This window comes from Streptomyces sp. NPDC059897 (genome assembly GCF_042730865.1).
Lineage (GTDB): Bacteria > Actinomycetota > Actinomycetes > Streptomycetales > Streptomycetaceae > Streptomyces.
Genome location: NZ_JBHWKQ010000050.1, coordinates 36,549 through 52,936, shown reverse-complemented (window position 1 = coordinate 52,936; position 16,388 = coordinate 36,549). Strand labels below are relative to the sequence as shown.

The 16,388-nt window shown below is 73.1% G+C and carries 13 protein-coding genes; 4 read left to right on the top strand and 9 right to left on the bottom strand.

Annotated features, from left to right (window positions below; translation table 11 throughout):
* Positions 1 to 132 precede the first annotated feature (132 nt).
* A complete protein-coding gene (locus tag ACFV9W_RS34535; RefSeq protein WP_385769164.1) occupies positions 133 to 2,364 on the top strand; it encodes a sensor histidine kinase in 2,232 nt (743 codons plus the stop codon).
* 52 nt (positions 2,365 to 2,416) lie between these two features.
* A complete protein-coding gene (locus tag ACFV9W_RS34530) occupies positions 2,417 to 3,085 on the top strand; it encodes a response regulator (RefSeq protein ID WP_385769162.1) in 669 nt (222 codons plus the stop codon).
* Positions 3,086 to 3,146: 61 nt separating this feature from the next.
* On the opposite strand, the gene ACFV9W_RS34525 is transcribed toward ACFV9W_RS34530, so the two are convergent.
* The 5 genes from ACFV9W_RS34525 to xylB all read right to left on the bottom strand — a co-directional run bounded on the left by ACFV9W_RS34525 (position 3,147) and on the right by xylB (position 9,851).
* Entirely contained in the window at positions 3,147 to 4,670 is a 1,524-nt protein-coding gene (locus ACFV9W_RS34525; protein ID WP_385769160.1) for an aldehyde dehydrogenase family protein, read from the bottom strand.
* A 75-nt stretch (positions 4,671 to 4,745) separates the two neighbouring features.
* Positions 4,746 to 6,014 carry a GAF domain-containing protein gene (locus ACFV9W_RS34520; RefSeq protein WP_385769158.1) on the bottom strand — a complete coding sequence of 423 codons (1,269 nt, stop codon included), beginning with the start codon at positions 6,012 to 6,014 and terminating at the stop codon, positions 4,746 to 4,748.
* Positions 6,015 to 6,161: 147 nt separating this feature from the next.
* The gene (locus tag ACFV9W_RS34515) at positions 6,162 to 6,767 is read right to left on the bottom strand and encodes an N-acetylmuramoyl-L-alanine amidase (RefSeq protein ID WP_385769156.1); all 606 of its coding nucleotides are present in this window, start codon (positions 6,765 to 6,767) and stop codon (positions 6,162 to 6,164) included.
* A 364-nt stretch (positions 6,768 to 7,131) separates the two neighbouring features.
* Complete coding sequence (locus ACFV9W_RS34510) at positions 7,132 to 8,322, bottom strand: ROK family protein (protein ID WP_385769154.1); 1,191 nt, start codon at positions 8,320 to 8,322, stop codon at positions 7,132 to 7,134.
* Between the two features lie 68 nt (positions 8,323 to 8,390).
* Positions 8,391 to 9,851: a xylulokinase gene (gene xylB, locus ACFV9W_RS34505; protein WP_385769152.1), complete on the bottom strand. Its 1,461-nt coding sequence runs from the start codon at positions 9,849 to 9,851 to the stop codon at positions 8,391 to 8,393.
* A 149-nt stretch (positions 9,852 to 10,000) separates the two neighbouring features.
* On the opposite strand from xylB, the gene xylA reads away from it, so the two are divergent.
* A complete protein-coding gene (gene xylA / locus ACFV9W_RS34500; RefSeq protein ID WP_385769150.1) occupies positions 10,001 to 11,167 on the top strand; it encodes a xylose isomerase in 1,167 nt (388 codons plus the stop codon).
* Positions 11,168 to 11,497: 330 nt separating this feature from the next.
* A complete protein-coding gene (locus tag ACFV9W_RS34495) occupies positions 11,498 to 11,776 on the top strand; it encodes a hypothetical protein (protein WP_385769148.1) in 279 nt (92 codons plus the stop codon).
* 21 nt (positions 11,777 to 11,797) lie between these two features.
* Here the strand turns inward: ACFV9W_RS34495 and ACFV9W_RS34490 are convergent, their stop codons facing one another.
* From ACFV9W_RS34490 to ACFV9W_RS34475, 4 genes are all read right to left on the bottom strand, one after another.
* Positions 11,798 to 13,150 carry an esterase-like activity of phytase family protein gene (locus ACFV9W_RS34490; RefSeq protein ID WP_385769146.1) on the bottom strand — a complete coding sequence of 451 codons (1,353 nt, stop codon included), beginning with the start codon at positions 13,148 to 13,150 and terminating at the stop codon, positions 11,798 to 11,800.
* Between the two features lie 89 nt (positions 13,151 to 13,239).
* A complete protein-coding gene (locus ACFV9W_RS34485; protein ID WP_385769144.1) occupies positions 13,240 to 13,809 on the bottom strand; it encodes a DUF1097 domain-containing protein in 570 nt (189 codons plus the stop codon).
* 1 nt (position 13,810) lies between these two features.
* Entirely contained in the window at positions 13,811 to 15,094 is a 1,284-nt protein-coding gene (locus tag ACFV9W_RS34480; protein ID WP_385769142.1) for an amidohydrolase family protein, read from the bottom strand.
* Positions 15,095 to 15,184: 90 nt separating this feature from the next.
* Entirely contained in the window at positions 15,185 to 16,318 is a 1,134-nt protein-coding gene (locus ACFV9W_RS34475; RefSeq protein WP_385769140.1) for an acetamidase/formamidase family protein, read from the bottom strand.
* Positions 16,319 to 16,388 lie beyond the last annotated feature (70 nt).

The following is a 16,388-nucleotide window of genomic DNA, read 5'->3' as shown; positions in this document are numbered from 1 at the left end:
GCGCCGCCCCCCGGGGCGGGGGGCCCGGGAACCCCGCCGGCCCCCCGGGCCACGGTCGCCCGATCCGATGACAGCCCGCCCCCGTACTGGGAACATCCCGCCGTGGGGGAATCCGTGGGAGGGGCGGGGGCCATGGAACCAGTGACGGCGGCGACGCCGGGACGACCGGGCCGGGAAGCGGGAGACCCGCGACGAGCGGTGCCGGGACAAGGCCCTTCGGATCGTGAGGAACAGGCGGACGGGGCAAGGGAGTCCGGCACGGCGCCACCGGCCGACGGACAGCCGGGCCACGGCGACCGAGACCTCGTCCGCCGCCTCGCCGCCTTCTGTGTCCTCGCCCTCGCCTGGGGTCTCGCCGCCACCGGTCTCGTCCTGCTCGCCCGGTCGGACGCGGTGTGGTCGCCGGTGCAGTGGTACTTCGTCGTCGACACCGCCGACGCGGTCGTCTACGGCCTGGTCGGCGCCGTCGTGCTGCGCCGGCGGCTGCACCCGGTGGGCTGGCTGGTCGCGCTGACCGGCGTCGGCGGCGGGATCGCGGCGGTCGTCTCCCAGCTCGCCGCCGCTTACCCGATGGACGTCGTCCCGCCCTCGTGGACGGTCCTGCAGAGCACGGCGTGGGTGCCGGGCACCCTGTCGCTGATGCTCGTCGTGCCGTACCTGGTGTCCGATGCCCGGCGGCCGCGCCCGGCCCGGCTCGCGCTGGCGGCCGGGGGACTGGTGATCGCGGCGACGCTCGCCACCCGGCTGACGGACCCGTGGCCGTGGCCGGACGCCCCCGGCTCGTACGCGCCGCTGCCGGTCCGTGACACGACATGGGCGCGGCTTGCCGAACCCGTCAACACCTGGCTGACCGGAGCCGCCATCCTCCTGGGGCTGGCCGCAGCCGCGTACGCCGCCGTCCGCCGGTGGCGCGATCCGCAGGCGCGGGGGCTCGGCTGGCTCGCGATCGGCACTCTGCTGATCACGCTGACGTTCGTGCCGCTGGTGGTGTGGCCGCAGGGCGGCGGCCTCCGCATGGAACTGCTCACCCCGCTCACTCACCTCGCCTCTCAGGCGTTCTTCCCCGCCGCCGTACTGGTCGCGGTGTTGCGGCAGCGGCTGTGGGGCATCGACCTCGCGGTCAGCCGCACCCTGGTCTGGTCACTGCTCACCGGCATGCTGGTCGCCGGACACTTCCTGGTCGTCGCCGTCCTCGGCCTGGTCACGCCCGCCGAGGGGGCGTTCACCCGGGTCGTCGCCACGGCGGTGCCGGCCGCACTGGTGCAGCCTGCGCGCGGCTGGCTCCAGCGCCGAGTCGACCGCCTGGTGCACGGTGAGGGCGTGACGCCCGCGCTCAGCCGCGTCGGCCGCCACCTGGGCAGCGCGGGCACCCCGCAGGAAACCCTGACAGGCATGGCGGAGAGCATCGCCGCCTCCTTCAACCTGGGTGCCGTACGGGTCCTCGACGCGACCGGGACCACCCTGGTGACAGTGGGCGAACCGGGCCCCGGCCCCGACCTCGCCGGCGTCCCCCTGATCGTGCGCGGACAGTACGCGGGCGCCCTGCACACCTGGCCGCGCCCTGGAGAACGCCTGGACCGACGGGCGCTGACCGCGCTCACCGAGGTCGCCCAGGTGGTCGCGAGCGCCGTCCATCTGGCCGCAGTCACCGCCGCCCTGCGCGAGTCCCGAGGCCGACTCGCCGCAGCCCGCGACGACGAACGCAGGCTCCTGCGCCGTGAGTTGCACGACCAGCTCGGCCCTGCCCTCGCCGGCATCGGCCTGGGCCTCGCGGCCGTCCGCAACCTGCCACCCGAAGCCGCCGACGCCCTCCTCGTACGCCTGCGCTCCGAGGTCGATGCCCGCGTCGAGGAGGTACGGGTCCTGGCCCGCGGCCTGGTCCCACCCGTGCTCGCCGAACTCGGCCTGACCGCCTCCCTGCGCGAGCTGGTCATGCGCTACGAGGCGGACGGCCTCGCGGTCGTCGTCCGGTCCGCCGAGGATGTCCGCGAACCTGCCACGGAGGTCGCGGGCGCGGTCTACGCGATCGTCGCCGAGGCCACCCGCAACGTCGCCCGCCACTCCGGGGCCCGTACCTGCGTGGTCGACCTCGTAGGTACGGACGCCGGTACGGAGGGAAGCGGCGGCGGCCTCCTGGTGACCGTCGAGGACGACGGGCGCGGGATGGACGGCGTCACCGACCGGCCCGGTGTGGGCACCGCCTCCGTGCGTGAACGGGCCGAGGGGGTGGGTGGGACGGTCGCCTGGGGCCCGGGGACGGGCGGCCGGGGCACCCGGCTCACCCTCCGCGTCCCGGACGCGGCACCTGAGGCCCGTACGGGCACGGGCACGAGCAAGGACGCGGAGGCCGACCGTGGCGAGTGACCGTAATCCTGCTGTTCCTGCTGTTCCTGCTGTTCCTGCCATTCCGGACGAAATGGCCGACGGCCCGCCCACCACCCTCCTTGTCGTCGACGACCACCCCGTGTTCCGTATGGGGATGGCCGCGCTGCTCGGCTCGCTGCCGGGACTGCGGGTGGTGGCCGAGGCCGAGTCCGCCGAGGGTGCCCTTGACGCCGCCGGGGAGCACCGGCCCGACGTCGTCCTGATGGATCTCCACCTGGGTGACCGGGCCCGGTCCGGTGTCGACGCCACCCGCGAGATCCTGCGTGCGCACCCCGGCACCGCCGTTCTGGTCGTCACGATGCTGGACGACGACGACTCGGTCTTCGCGGCGATGCGGGCGGGCGCACGGGGATACCTGCTCAAGGGGGCCGCGCCCGCCGAGATCGACCGGGCGGTGCGGACCGTGGCGAACGGCGGAGCTGTCCTCGGACCGGCCGTCGCCTCGCGCGCGATGGCCTACTTGACCGGCCTGCACACCCCGGGCGCCGCTCCCACTCCACTCCCCGAACTCACCGCGCGTGAGCGAGAGTTGCTCGACCTCGTCGCTCGGGGCCTCGACAACCTGGCGATCTCCCGGCGGCTGACCCTGAGCCCGAAGACCGTGCGCAACCACCTGTCCAACATCCTTGCCAAGCTCCAGGCGGCGAGCCGCGCGGAAGCGATCGTCCGGGCCAGGCAGGCGGGCCTGGGCGGATCCTGATGACTCCGGTGTCGGGCTGCCTGGAGCGTGAAGGCACCTCCAGGCAGCCCGACTCGAGGCTCTAGAAGAACCCAAGCTTCTGAGCGCTGTATGACACCAGCAGGTTCTTCGTCTGCTGGTAGTGGTCCAGCATCATCTTGTGGTTCTCGCGGCCGATGCCCGACTGCTTGTAGCCGCCGAACGCCGCGTGCGCCGGGTACGCGTGGTAGCAGTTGGTCCACACGCGGCCCGCCTGGATCGAACGGCCCGCCCGGTACGCCGTGTTGATGTCGCGGGTCCACACCCCGGCGCCGAGGCCGTACAGCGTGTCGTTGGCGATCTTGATGGCGTCGTCGTAGTCGGCGAAGGAGGCGACCGAGACGACGGGGCCGAAGATCTCCTCCTGGAAGATCCGCATGCGGTTCTGGCCCTCGAAGATGGTGGGCTGGACGTAGTAGCCGCCCGCCAACTCGCCGTCGTACTCGATGCGGTTGCCGCCCGTGAGGACCTTCGCGCCCTCCTGCTGGCCGATGTCCAGGTACGAGAGGATCTTCTGGAGCTGGTCGTTGGAGGCCTGGGCGCCGATCATCGTGTCGGTGTCGAGGGGGTGGCCGGGCGTGATGGCCTCGGTGCGGGCGACGGCCGCTTCGAGGAACTCGCTGTAGTGGCCCTGCTGGATGAGCGCGCGGGACGGGCAGGTGCAGACCTCGCCCTGGTTGAGGGCGAACATCGTGAAGCCCTCGAGGGCCTTGTCGCGGAAGTCGTCGTCCTTGGCCCAGACGTCGTCGAAGAAGATGTTCGGGCTCTTGCCGCCCAGTTCGAGCGTGACCGGCTTGATGTTCTCCGAGGCGTACTGCATGATCAGGCGGCCCGTCGTGGTCTCGCCCGTGAAGGCGACCTTCGCGACGCGGGACGAGGAGGCCAGTGGTTTGCCCGCCTCCACGCCGAAGCCGTTCACGACGTTCACGACGCCCGCCGGGATCAGGTCCTTGACCAGGTCCAGCCAGACGTGGATCGACGCCGGGGTCTGCTCGGCCGGCTTGATGACCACCGCGTTGCCTGCCGCGAGGGCCGGGGCGAGCTTCCATGTCGCCATCAGGATCGGGAAGTTCCACGGGATGATCTGTGCGACGACGCCGAGCGGCTCGTGGAAGTGGTAGGCGACCGTGTCGTCGTCGATCTCGGAGAGGCTGCCCTCCTGCGCGCGGACCGCGCCCGCGAAGTAGCGGAAGTGGTCGATGGCGAGGGGGATGTCGGCGGCCAGGGTCTCGCGGACCGGCTTGCCGTTCTCCCAGCTCTCCGCGACCGCGAGGAGTTCGAGGTTCTGTTCCATGCGGTCGGCGATCTTGAGGAGGATGTCCGCGCGGGCGCCGGGGGCGGTGCGGCCCCAGGAGGGCGCGGCGGCGTGCGCGGCGTCGAGGGCGCGTTCGACGTCCTCGGCCGTGCCGCGGGCGATCTCGGTGAACGGCTGCCCGTTGACCGGGCTCGGGTTCTCGAAGTACTGGCCGCGGGCGGGCGGCGCGTACTCGCCGCCGATGAAGTGGTCGTAGCGGGCCTGGTAGGAGACGACGGAGCCCTGGGTGCCGGGCGCTGCGTAGCGGGTCATGTTGGCTTGCCTCCTGTGCGGCTGCCCGCCTTTGGGCAGCGTTCGCCGGGGAGGCTAGGACTCCGGACGTTGCAGCTACGTTGCGTACGGGGCCGGGGAGCGCAGTTCGTCGTCGAGCGCGGCGAGGCGGGCCAGGACCGGCGGCGTCGGGCGGACCGCCGCGAGCGCGCGCCAGACGTCCAGGTCGTCCTCGCCCCAGGGCGCGTGCACCCAGTCGGCGAGCAGGTCGGGGTCGCCGCGGGCGATGAGCGCGGCCCGGAGCTCGTCGGCGAGGCGGTGCCGGATACGGGCCACGGCGGGCGCCTGCGAGGTGGGGAGGAGCGGGCCGGTGTACGCGGAGGCCGCCGCCGTGACCGCTCCCGAGGCGAGGCGGCGCTCGACCGTGGTGAGGTCCGAGTCGACCGGCGCCGCCAGCCGGTAGGGGCGGGAGCGCAGTACGTCGGGGCCGAGCACGCGGCGCAGCCTCGCCAGTTCGGCCCGCAGCGTCACCGGTGTCACGGACTCGTCCTCGTACAGGAAACACATCAGTTCGTCGCCGGTCAGGCCCTCCGGGTGGCGGGCGAGGAGGACCAGGAGCTCGCTGTGGCGGCGGCTGAGGCGCAGCTTGTGGCCCGCCGGTGTGAGGAGGAGGGCGTCGTCGCGGCCGAGCGCGGTCAGGCGCAGCGCCGGTTCGGCCGCGGGCGGCGGCGCAAGGAGGGCGAGCTGGGACTCCGCCGCGCGCGCCACCGCCTGGACGAACGCCAGGCTGTGCGGGTGCGCGAGACGGTCCCCGCCGGTGATGTCGACGGCGCCGAGCAGCCGTCCGGTGTGCGGGTCGTGCACGGGGGCCGCCGCGCAGGTCCACGGCTGGACCTTGCGGATGAAGTGCTCGGCCGCGAAGACCTGCACCGGGCGGTCGACGGCGACGGCCGTCCCCGGCGCGTTCGTCCCCATCGCCGACTCCGACCAGCGGGCGCCCGGCACGAAGTTCATCCGGCCAGCCGCCTGCCGCGTGCCGGTGTGTCCCTCCACCCACAGCAGCCTGCCGTGCGCGTCGCACACCGCGAGCAGATGCTCGCCGTCCGCCGCGAACGTGCCCATCAGCTCGCGGAACAGCGGCATGACGCGGGCCAGCGGATGCTCCGCCCGGTAGCTGCCGAGATCGCCCTCCGGCATCTCCACCGACGCCGAGGCGTCCGGGCTGACGTGCGCACCCGCCGAGCGGCGCCAGGACGCGGCGACGACCGGGCGCACCGGACGGACCACGGTGCCCGCCGCGGTGAACCGCTCGTGCGCGCGACGCAGCGCACGGACCCGCTCGGACGGGTCCGTGCCCGGCTCCAGGGCGACCCACTGATCGGTCAACGCGGCCTCCAGGCGGGATCCTTCGCGACGGTGCGGTGGCGCGACCATCGTCACCCCGGGGGCGCGGGCCGACAAGGAGCGGAACACGGATCGGACGATTCGGCACATGCCACTCACGGGTGTGGAGACCGGCCGCGCCCGCCCGGATCAGGCGGCGGCGACCAGCCGGAGGTACCGGTCCCAGTCCCAGTTGGGGCCCGGATCGGTGTGGTCCGCGCCGGGCACCTCGACGTGGCCGATGATCCGCTCGCGGGTCTTCGGAATGCCGTAGCGCGTGCAGATCGACGCGGTCAGCGCCGCCGACTCCCGGTACATCGCCGCGGTGAAGTACTCGGGTTTGTCGACCCACCCTTCGTGCTCGATGCCGATGCTGCGCGTGTTGTAGTCCCAGTTCCCCGCGTGCCAGGCGACGTTCTTCTCCCGCACCATCTGGGCGATGTGCCCGTCGGAGGAACGTACGACGTAGTGCGCGGAGACCTGCTTGGCCGGGTTCTTGAAGATGTCGAGCGTGGTCGCGTAGTCCACCTGCGTGACGTGCACGATCACGAACTCGACCGGGTATGTCAGCGGGCGGTTCGCCACCGTGTAGTTGGACTTGCTCGCTGGAACGGACTCGGCCTTCGGGTAGTCCACCGTCGCCAGCGGCAGGGCGTCGGCCCGGCCAGTGGCCAGCAGTGCGGTGGGCGCCGCGGCAAGCGCGCCTAGTTGGAGCAGTCGTCGGCGGCTCGGGAATGATCCGTCTGCTCGGTCCATGTCAATCCTGCCTCTCGGTCACCGGTGGGGCGGAGCTCAGTGGGGCGGGAACGCCGCGCTGTCACGCGGTCGTGTGCGCGGCTCGCGGTGCGTTTCGTATGCGGTGGACGACGCCGGACATCAGCGATGTGCCCACCAAGGAACACGCGTAGACCTGGACCGGCCTCGATGCTGACCCGATGTTCTTCATGATGTCCCCCGACACTGGAATCTCGCGTGAATTACGTTACGGTGCCCGCCGGTTGGGGCGGAAGGGGGCACGGAAGATCTGTGGACAACCGGCGCAATGTGAACAACCGCACGTCACGGGTCCCACCCACTGGCGCCCGGAGCCGACCCCGCCAAGCCCCGCCGGCCCCTGCCCTCAGGCCGCGACCGCCCCCATCGGATCGTCCAGCACCGCCCGCACCACCGAGTGCGCCGCCCCCAGCAGCGGCCCGTCCGAGCCGAGCCCGGACGCGATGACACCGTCCTCCGGCGACGCCGTGCGACGGGTCAACTCCCGCTCCAGGGACGGCAGAAGCCAGGGCGAAAGCCGGGACAGCGCGCCGCCGAGGACCACCGCGCGCGGGTCCACCAGGTTGACCGCGCCGGTCAGCGCGATGCCGAGAGCGGTGCCCGCCGAGCGCAGCGCCCGGCGCGTCGCCGTGTCGCCCTCGGCGGCCCGCTCGGCCAGCAGTGACACCCGGTCGGGCCCCGGCTCGATGCCCGCGGCGCGCAGCACCGCCTCCTCGCCCGCGTACTGCTCGAGGCAGCCGCGCCCGCCGCACGGGCACGCGGGCCCCTCCGGGCGCACCGGAACATGTCCCAGTTCCCCGGCGAACCCCCGTGTCCCGCGCAGCAGGTGGCCGTCCACCACGAACGCCGCGCCGATGCCGATCTCCGCCGACACATGGAGGAAGTCGGCGGGGGAGTCCTCGGCGAGCCACAGTTCGGCGAGGGCGCCGAAGTTCGCCTCGTTCTCGACGGTGACCGGTACGTCGTGGGGGAGCAGCGACGCGACGTCCGTGTCGTGCCAGTCGAGGTTGGGGGCGCGCACGACGGTCGTGGTGCCGCGCGCGACCAGGCCCGGCACGGCGATCGCGAGCCCGGCCGGCTTCAGCCCGGCCGCAGCCGCCTCGCCGGTCACCTCCCGTACCAGCTCGGCGAGTTCGTCCAGTACGGGCTTCGGGGCGCGCCCCCGGTTGCTCACCCGGCGGTGGGCCCGCGCGCGCACCTCGCCCCGCAGGTCGACCGCGCACACCGCGAGATGGTCGACGCCCACCTCCGCGCCGAGCCCCGCGGGCCCCTGTCCGCTGACGGCGAGCGCGGAACCCGGCCGGCCGACGCCGCCCGGGCGCTGCGGCCCCAGCTCCTCCAGGAGCCCCGCCCGGATCAACTCGTCGACGAGCGTGGACACGGCCGCCCGGGTCAGGCCGATGTGCTGAGCCACCGCGGCCCGCGAGAGCGGACCCTCCGCGGCGACCGCGTGCATGACGCGGGACAGGTTGCGGCGGCGCATGGCCTGCTGGGTGTCGGACGTGCCCGGTCGCGGCCGGTGCAGTGGTGCGGTCATGCGCTCATGCTCCCAGGGGCGGTGGGGCGGGGTCTGCCGGAGGTGGGCCTACGCGTGTGGAGTGGACCTCACTCGCCCCCGACGGCGTTCCCGGGATCGTTCCCGAGCAGCGCCCCCGCCCCCGCGAGCACCCCCGAGATCCGCTCCAGCGTCGCCTCGTCCCGCCGCTCCACCGGCTCGAGCAGCGGACCGCGCGCCGTGTCCCAGCGCCGGGCCACCGCCCCCGGGTCCTCGCCGGTCAGCACGCCCGCGGCCTGCGCCGCCGCGCCGAGCGCCACCAGTTCACCGGCCTCGGGCACCTGCACCGCCCGCCCCGAAAGCCGCCGCACCGTCTCCTGCCAGGCCGTGCCTCGCGCCCCGCCGCCGATGAGCAGCAGCGGAGCCGAGGGGTCGGCGTCGGCGTCGAGCACCCGGTCGAGGGCGCCGAGCAGCGCGTGCACCGCCCCGTCGTACGCCGCCTGCAGCAACTGGCCGCCGGTCGTGTCGTGCCGCAGCCCCGTCAACAGGCCGGAGGCGTCGGGCAGGTTGGGCGTCCGCTCGCCGTCCAGGTACGGGAGGATCGTCGCCGTGCCGCCCGCCTCGACCGCCTCCCGGTCGAGGCCGAGCAGTGCCGCGATCCGGTCCACCGCGAGCGTGCAGTTCAGCGTGCAGGCAAGCGGCAGCCAGTCGCCGCGCGCGTCCGCGAAACCGGCGACGGTGCCGGAGGGGTCGCTCGGCCGGTTGCGCGACACCGCGTACACCGTGCCCGAAGTGCCCAGGCTCAGCACGGGAGTCCCCGGCAGCAGGCCGAGGCCGAGCGCGGCGGCCGCGTTGTCACCGGTACCGGCCGCCACCAACGTGCCCTCGGAGAAGGGGAGTTCATCTCCTGCGCGCACCGTGCCCGCGACCTCGCCCGGCGCGACCACCCTCGGCAGCAGCGCCGGATCGAGCCCGACCCGCCCCAGTACGTCCTCGTCGTACGCCTCGGTCGCCGATGCCCACCACCCCGTACCGGACGCGTCGCCCCGGTCCGTCGTGCCGTCACCGGTCAGGCGGCCGGTGAGGTAGTCGTGCGGCAGCCGCACCGCGGCCGTGGCGCGCACCGCCTCCGGTTCGTGCTCCGCGAGCCACGCCCACTTCGAGACCGTGAACGACGCGCCCGGCACGCTGCCGAACCGCTCCGCCCACGCTTTCGCCCCGCCCAGTTCGTCCACCAGGCGGGCCGCCTGCGGCGCGGAACGCACGTCGTTCCACAGCAGGGCGGGCCGCACGGGTCGCCCCCGCGCGTCCAGCGTGACAAGGCCGTGCTGCTGCCCGCCGACCGAGACCGCGGCGGCGCGCCGGGCCGCGTCCCCGCACTGGGCCAGCGCCTCGCGCAGCGCCCGGTACCACTCCTCGGGATCGCTCTCGCGGCCCGCGCCCGAGGTCACGGTGTGCGGCGCCTGCCCGCTCGCCACGGTCGCGCCCGTCGCGACATCGACGACCAGGACCTTCGTGGACTGCGTGGAACTGTCGACCCCTACGACGAGGGGTCCTTCGGCAGCGGACATGCGGCTCTCCCGGAATCTCGTGAATCTCGTGGATCTCGCGGTGCGAAAACGAAATCTGTGGCTGTGGTGCGGTCGGCTCTTCCCAGCGGCGTCCCCGCATACTAATTTGTAAAGCGCCATGACGAAATAGTCGGCGAGGGAGCCGCAAGATGACGTACCAGCCCACCCCTGACGACAAGTTCACCTTCGGTCTGTGGACCGTCGGCTGGCAGGGCCGCGACCCGTTCGGCGACGCCACCCGGCCGGCGCTCGACCCGGTGGAGTCCGTGCGGCGCCTGTCCGAGCTCGGCGCCCACGGTGTGACCTTCCACGACGACGACCTGATCCCGTTCGGGGCCTCCGAGTCCGAGCGCGAATCGCACATCAAGCGGTTCCGTGAGGCCCTCGACGCCACCGGCATGGTCGTCCCGATGGCCACCACGAACCTGTTCACGCACCCGGTCTTCAAGGACGGCGGCTTCACCGCCAACGACCGTGACGTGCGCCGCTACGCCCTGCGCAAGGTCATCCGCAACATCGACCTCGCCGCCGAGCTCGGCGCCCAGACCTACGTCGCCTGGGGCGGCCGCGAGGGCGCCGAGTCCGGCGGCGCCAAGGACGTCCGTGACGCCCTCGACCGCATGAAGGAGGCCTTCGACCTGCTCGGCGAGTACGTCACCGAGCAGGGCTACGACCTCAAGTTCGCCATCGAGCCCAAGCCGAACGAGCCGCGCGGCGACATCCTGCTGCCCACCGTCGGCCACGCCCTCGCGTTCATCGAGCGCCTGGAGCGCCCCGAGCTGTACGGGGTGAACCCCGAGGTCGGCCACGAGCAGATGGCGGGCCTCAACTTCCCGCACGGCATCGCCCAGGCGCTGTGGGCGGGCAAGCTGTTCCACATCGACCTCAACGGCCAGTCCGGCATCAAGTACGACCAGGACCTGCGCTTCGGTGCCGGTGACCTGCGCGCCGCGTTCTGGCTCGTCGACCTCTTGGAGCAGGCCGGTTACGAGGGCCCGCGGCACTTCGACTTCAAGCCGCCGCGGACCGAGGACTTCGAGGGTGTGTGGGCCTCGGCCGCGGGCTGCATGCGCAACTACCTGATCCTCAAGGACCGGGCCGCGGCCTTCCGTGACGACGCCGAGGTCCAGGCCGCCCTGGCCGCCTCCCGTCTGGACGAGCTGGCCAAGCCGACCGCCGCCGACGGCCTGGCCGGGCTGCTCGCCGACAAGAGCGCCTTCGAGGAGTTCGACGTGGACGCCGCCGCCGAGCGCGGCATGGCGTTCGAGCGTCTCGACCAGCTGGCGATGGACCACCTGCTGGGCGTGCGCGCCTGACCCCGGCCGCGTAGAAGAAGGCGGACCGACCGGACGTGCGGCGTCCGGTCGGTCAACTTGCCGCAGGGGCTCGCGTGTTGGGCCCGATGCGGCAATTCTGGAGGGGTGTCCTTACCGCCGATGCCGCCGCAGCCGCCCCCGCCGCCGAACGACGCGCCACCGCCCGGCGGCTTCGGTGCGCCGCCGCCCGCGGGGGCCCGGGGCACCCACCCGCGGGGGGTGGGGGGGTTAGCGGCGCGCGTCGCGCGCGTGGGGGTAGGGGGGGGCGGCGGGCGGGTGGGGGTCTGGGGGGCCCCGCCGCGCGGGGGCCCGCGCCCCCCCGACCGGCGCATGTTCCTGGTGATCGCGACGCTCGTCGCTCTCGTGGTGATCGTGGGGGCCGTCGTCCTGGTGGCGACCCGGGAGAGTTCCTCCGGCGGCGACGAGAAGTCGCCGGAGGAGAGCAGTGAACAGGCCACGCCCTCGCGCTCGCCCGGCATCCCGAGCAGGCTTCCGAGTGAGCTTCCCAGCAAGCTGCCGAGCGAGCTCCCCAGCGGACTGCCGAGTGACCTGCCCTCGGAGCTGCCCAGCGGACTTCCGAGCGAGCTGCCCAGCGAGCTGGGTGGGTGACCCTCCCGGCTCGGTGTGCGCCTACAGGGCGCCCTTCGGCAGCTTCACGCGCGTCACCTTCGTCTCGACGCCGCTGTCCACGAGCCGGCCGTCCGCGTCGAACGCCCCGGCGCCGTCGGTCATCCCGAAGTCGTTGTCGTTGATGAGGGCGAGGGTGTCGCGGCCCGCGAGCGCGATGCCCTCGATCTTGTCCGGGATGCCGTCGACCTTGTTCAGGTCCACCACGAGGCGCTTGTCGAGGACCGGGACGCCGTGCGCCGCCGGGTCGGCCAGCTGCTCGAGGGACGGGGACGTGGTGTCGTCGTCCCAGCGCCCGCCCAGGATGTCGGCGCCGCGCGTGAGCCGCACCTCCTGAAGGCGGGCGGCCTTGTCGGTGCGCTCCTCGACGAGCAGCCGGTCGCCGCCGACCGCGACGACGGAGGAGATCTTCAGCTCGGAGGGGTCGTCCTCGCCGGGGTCCACCACGTCCACCGGGTCGAAGCGGTACGCGTACTCCGCCGTGACCGCCTGGCTCTTGGGCGAGAACCGCAGCAGCCGCGTCGTCCGCGAGGCCTCGCCCGCGTCCTCGTCGGGCAGCGACAGCGGGCTCTGCACCGCCAGGACCAGGTCACCGCCCGGCAGCTGGGCGAGCCCCTCGAAGCCCCGGTTGACCTTGCGGTGCAGCAGCACGGACGGCAGCGACTCGACGACCGGGTAGTCCGCGCCCTGGAGACCCAGACCCTTGGGCACGTGCCGGGCGAGGACCTGGCCGTCCGCGGACACGTGCACGAGCGAGGGGCCGTACTCGTCGACGAGCCAGAAGCTGCCGTCCGCGGCGCGCACGATGCCCTCGGTGTCGAGACCGTTCGGGTTGTACGCGAGGGGGCTCTTGGCGTCGTACGAGTACGGCTTCTCGTCGCGGGATTCCTGGTTCGAGAGGCCGGTGACGGGCTTGCCGGACGTCGTGGTGAGCGGGATCGCGTCGAGGACCTTCACCTGCTCGCGGGTGACGCGGATCTTCACGATGGCCGGGTCGAAGCCGGGCACGGGGAACGTGCGGCGCTTCGTGCCGTCGACCTTGATCTGGCCGTTCGGGCCGCGGTCGGTCACCGTCCAGAACTCGCCCTCGCGGCCCGCCGGGTAGAGGTCGGAGCCGATGCCGCCGAGGTCCACGCCCCGGTCGTCGCCGACCGTGCCCGGCAGCAGCGCGTTGCTGAATGTGCCGAGCGGTATGTCCCCGAGCGTCGCGCTGCCGGTGACCTCGGCCGCGCCGGATCCGGTGGGCGCGCCGGTGGCGGCCGGGGGCATCCCGATCGCCACGAGTGCGGCGAGCGGAACCCCCGCCGCGACGGAACGTCCGAGGATGCGACGCTTACCGGGGACGAGCGGGGACATGGGGCCTCCTGCGGCGCTGTGAAGGTGTACAGCGCACACGTTCGGCCCGCGCCCCGAACACGGAGTGACACCAGGGTGAACAGGGCGGCTCAGGAAGGCGACTTGATCTCCACCGGGAAGGTCAGCGCGTTCGACAGCCAGGCGTACACAGGGCCGAGCGCGTTCATGGCGACCACGCACACCCAGGCCGCCCACGGATTGCCGGCGTCGAAGCCGAACCCGCCGAAGAACGTCGCGAAGTAGCTCGCGAACCCGAAGAACATGCCGGGGATCAGCGAGAAGAACCGCACCCGCCCCGTGTACATGAGCGCGCTGTTCAGGACGAGGATGCACAGCGCCCCGAACGCGTTCTTGGCCAGCTGGCTCTCCCCGAAGGCCGTGCCCGCGTTGGTCTCCAGAAGCACGATGAGCAGCGCGTACGTGGAACCCACCGGCATCGCGCACCACATCTTGCGGGCGCCGGCGAGGCTCGGGCCGCCCATGAGGAACATGCCCGCCCACGAGATGAAGATCGCCCAAGGTGGCAGATGCAGCGCGGTGCCGCCCACGAACGCGGTCGTCGCGGCGAGCACCGATGCCACGATCTCGTGGGGAATCCGCTCCCGGGTCACAGGAGTCACCGGGGCGGTCGTGCTCGTCCCTGTCGTCGCCTCGGCCATGTCAGGCCACCTCGCCCGCGACGAGGGAACCGTCGAGTTCCGCGGTGACCGTCGAACGGGCCACCACCCGCCCCGCCTTGACCACGGCGGTGCGCGCGGGCCGGTCGAGGAGCAGCGTTGCGTGGTCGCGCGTGTCCAGGACGACGAGGTCGGCCACCGCGCCCTCCCGCACCCCGTAGTCCGCCTCCGGAATGCCGATCACGCGCGCGGCGTCGTACGTCACCATGCGCAGCACCCGGCGCAGATCGGCCGGGCCGGACAGGTGCGCGATCCGGGCGAGCAGCAGTGCGGTCTCCAGGACGTCGCCGGTGCCGTACGGGGTGAAGGCGTTGCGGATGTTGTTGGTGGCGCAGGCGGTGAGGACGTCCGCGTCCCAGAGTTCGCGCACGGGGGCCAGGCCCCGGCGCGGCGCCGTGTCGTCGCCGCGACCGCCGAGGAAGAGGTCCGTGGCGGGCAGCGGCACGACGGCGACACCGGCCGCCGCGAGCGCGGCGAGGGCGGCGCTCCGCTCGGCGGGCGGACGGCCGGCCAGCGAGGTGGCGTGGCCGAGGGTCACCCGCCCCTGCAGGCCGCGCTCGGCGGTGCGGGCGGCGATGAACTCGGCGAGCGCGAAGCGGCTGTCGCCGTGGTCGTCGCCGAAGTCGGCGTGCATGTCGGCCGGAATGCCGTACTCCGCCGCGAGGTCGAGGACCAGTTCGACGTGCCGGTGGCAGTCGGCGAGGGACGCCTCGTTGTAGGTGCAGCCCCCGACGGCATCGGCGCCCGAGTCGAGCGCCTCACGGAGCAGCTTCTCCGTGCCGGGCGACTTGAGGATGCCCTCCTGGGGGAACGCGACGACCTGGAGGGTGACCAGGGCCGCCCACTTCTCGCGCAGCTCCAGCAGGACGTTGAGGCCGGTCAGGCCCGCCACCGGGTCGACGTCGGGGTGGGTGCGGATCGTGGTGGTGCCGTTCAGGACGCACATACGAAGGACCTGCTCGGCACGCGCGCGTACCTCGGCGTGGGTGAACCCGGCCTTGAGCCGTGCGGTGATCCTGATGGCGTCCGCGAGGGAGCCGGTGCCCTCCGGGGTCAGTCCGTCGAGCAGGGCCTTGTCCGGGTGCAGGTGCGCCTCGATCAGGCCGGGCACGACGACGCGGCCCGCGCAGTCGAGGACCTCGGCGCCGGCGTCGTCCGGCGGAGCGAGACCGGGGCCGATGGCCTCGATCCGTCCGCCGCGGACGCGGATGTCGGTCTGGTCGGGCGAGTCCTCCACACGCGCGTGGCGCAGCAGCAGAGCGGTCACGGTGGTTCTCCTTCGGTCGAGAGATGCGTGACGGGCGGGTGCGGGTGCGGTGCGTGCGGGCGCGACCTGGGGTGGATCGGTGGCTACGTGTTACGTCCCGGCGGGGAAGTCCGCCTTGCGGATCAGGCAGTGGACGCCCTTGATCTGGTCGACCACCTGGGAGACCTCGAAGTCGGCCGCCGCGCTGAGATACGCGTACGCGGTGGCCCGGTCCATGCCGGTGCGTGCCGTGAGGAAGGCGAGGGCGGCGCGGACGGCCTTGCGCATCGCCTCGTCGAGGTCGGCGTCGAGCCCGAACGGGATCCAGTGCGTACGGGTCTCGGCGAACGGCTCCGCGAGCAGCCCGGTCACCCGGCGCGCCGCCTCGCCGCGCACCACGGACAACTGGACGGTGGCCCGCAGCGGCGCCTCCAGAGCGGTGAGCGCGACCTCTCCGTTGCCCTGCGCGAAGTGCGGGTCACCCGCGTAGAAGCCCGCGCCCTCGGTCCTCACGGGCAGATACAGGGACGAGCCGCAGGTCAGGTGCTTGATGTCGAGGTTGCCGCCGAAGGGGCCCGGCGGCACCGAACTGAGGGTGTCCGGGCTGTCGTCCGTCACGCCCATGATCCCGACGAACGGACCCAGCGGGAAGCGCGCGTTCAGCGTCGGCGTGCAGCGCAGCACGCCGAACTCGGCGCCGTCGCCGTCGCGCTCGACCGTGCAGAACGAGGAGACCGTGCCCTCTCGGGCGCGTTTGGTGTCGGGTCCGGTGAACTCGGTGTCCGGGTCCGGGAGTTCGTCGGGCAGCGAGCCTCGGGTGTGCCGGTTGGACACGATGCCGTAGTGGGCGCGCCGGTGCAGGCTCAGGGTGCGCACACACAGCAGGTCACCGGGGTGCGCGCCGCGCACCGCGACGGGGCCCGTGACGATGTGCGGGCCGATCAGACCCTCCAGTTCGCGGCCGAGGTCGGAGGCCGCGATCTCCTGCGCGTCGCGCGGCACTTGGTGGGCCGGCACTCCGTAGCCGCCGAAGAACTCCACCGGGTCGCGTCCCTGGTCCGGCAGGATCCCCTCGTGGGAGACGAGGTCGAGGGTGACCGTGTCACCGTCGTCGACCTTCAGCACTGGGGCGCTGTCCGCGCGGGGGAGCACGCCCCAGCGGGCGGTGTCGGGCGTGGTGGTCAGGTGGTGGCGGCCGTCGACGGGCAGGGCGTCGGGGGAGGGGGCGGCGGAGGTCAGCGTCATATGGGGTCCTTCGGCCGTGAGGGGGTGGGGAGGAGAACACGCGGTGGGTGAAGGGGAGTCGGCGGCAGGG